Source organism: Polaromonas sp. P3_C2 (genome assembly GCF_056402675.1).
In genome coordinates this window covers 1-1815 of record NZ_JBFUGX010000754.1, presented here as the reverse complement: position 1 = coordinate 1815, position 1815 = coordinate 1, and the positions used below count along the sequence as shown (strand labels likewise).

General features: G+C 59.6%; 2 protein-coding genes. One reads left to right on the top strand and one right to left on the bottom strand.

The window, feature by feature from the left end; genetic code table 11:
* Window positions 1–56: 56 nt before the first annotated feature.
* On the bottom strand, window positions 57–437 hold the full coding sequence (locus AC1DWI_RS21550; RefSeq protein ID WP_477668234.1) for a hypothetical protein: 381 nt from the start codon (window positions 435–437) through the stop codon (window positions 57–59).
* A 567-nt stretch (window positions 438–1004) separates the two neighbouring features.
* On the opposite strand from AC1DWI_RS21550, the gene AC1DWI_RS21545 reads away from it, so the two are divergent.
* Window positions 1005–1815: ParB/RepB/Spo0J family partition protein (locus tag AC1DWI_RS21545; RefSeq protein ID WP_477725717.1), on the top strand; the 811-nt coding region annotated here is incomplete at its 3' end.

Genomic DNA, 1815 nt, shown 5'->3' with positions numbered 1-1815 from the left:
CAGCGACCGTACGCCGCAAGGCGTCCGTGTCGACTAGCTTGTTAGGTTGCAGCGCGCTATTTTCCATATGCGCGCAGACGCTGCAGGAGCTCCGAGGTAACCGGTAGGCGCCCGCAGTAGCTAACGAGACCGTGGTACACAAAGAAGACAGCCTCTTCACCCAACTGGAATCTCGTTCCGCAGATGTTGCTCGGGGCGCTATTCGCCACGAGCTTGACGGGACGGCCTTTGAACGATTCGGCAATTTCGATGCGCGCTTCATAGGGACTGTCGAGTTCGACAATCCGTGCATGAACGATGATCTCCGCCCGAGCGAAGATATCGGCAAGAAACTGCCCCTCGTAGTCCGCACCTGATGCGCACGAGCATGCCATTGCCGTATTGGTACCAGCAACGCCGAGAACGACCAGAAGCAGACGGAGTGCACGAGCGAGCATTCTGCAACCTAACGTAATGTATACCGCAAGGTCTGCGGTATAACATCGCGCCTGCGGTATAACCTGGTCGCTAAAAACCCAACCAAGTGCTTATTATTAAAAGACTTTTCGCCCATTTTGAGTTTTGTTCAGGTCGATAGTAAAAGGACCAAACCCCGCAAATCGATTCTAGCCGGGCAGCGCGGTGATCGCCTCCTCAATATGGACGAGTACAGCTTAAACAGCCGATTCCATTGTGTTTGACCATCGCTCCCCGTAACCGGCCCGGCTGCACCCTTGGGTGCCAGTCGCTGCGCTTTGTGTCACGTYGGCTGCGGGCGCCAGGCCTGCCCCTGTGAAAAAACCGCGCTGCCCCGGTCGCCGCTGAATCCCCCCACAAGACCCCGTCCCGGTKTGAGRGGCACTTGTGGGRGGRTTTTYAATACAGCGRCAACCGGGTCATCCCGGTTTTYYCTTGTTGATYGACCAGCACCCCCCTCCGCCCCCTACTCGGGGGAACGAGGAAGCCCGAGCGAGAGGATGTTTTTTTAACTTCCCTCGTTCATCAACTTCCTTTTGGAGATTCCCATGACTGCTGTGATTACCGAAACCGTTTCCGTGGCTGATGCAGGCGTTTCGCATGCGAAACCGGCCCTGGAGTTTGTGTCCCTGAACATGATCGACTTTCAGCCGCAGGTGCGCACGGTATCCGGCCTGGCTGAGGACGATTTGCTGGAGCTGGCCGAATCGCTGAAAGCCCAGGGCATGCTGCAGCCGGTGTTGCTGCGGCCCTGGGGAGAGCGGTTTGTGCTGATTGCGGGGGAGCGTCGTTGCCGGGCGGCGCACCTGGCGGAGTTTAGCCATGTGCCTGCGCTGATTGGGGAGGCGGACGACCTGCGGGCGGCGACCCTGCAGCTGGTGGAAAACGTGCAGCGGGAGGATTTGTCGCTGCTGGAGCTGGCAGCGGGTTTGCGCAGCCTGGCGGATCAGGGCAAGACGCTGACGGAGATTTGCCAGCTGGTGAAGAAGTCCAAGTCCTGGGTGTCCAAGCACCTGGCAGCGTCGGTGCAAAACCTGGGCTGGAACACCCGGCAGTTCCTGGAGAGTGAAACGACGGAGGATCTGGAGCTGGTCCTGGTCATGAACCAGATCGAGAAAACCGGCAAGTGGTATCCGCGGGGCACCCAGCTGGTGGACCGGATCGAGGCCGGCAAGGCGGGTCGGGAGGAAGCGCGGGCGTTGCTGGCGACGCTCAAGGAGGAACTGGCTGCGGAGGTTGCGCAGAAGAAGGCGGACAAGAAGGCCGGGAAGCAAGGGAACCTGGCGCTAGACGGTGAAATCCAGGAGCCGGAGCCGCCGAAGTGGAATGCATGGGATGCCGAGCGGGACTTGAACGACC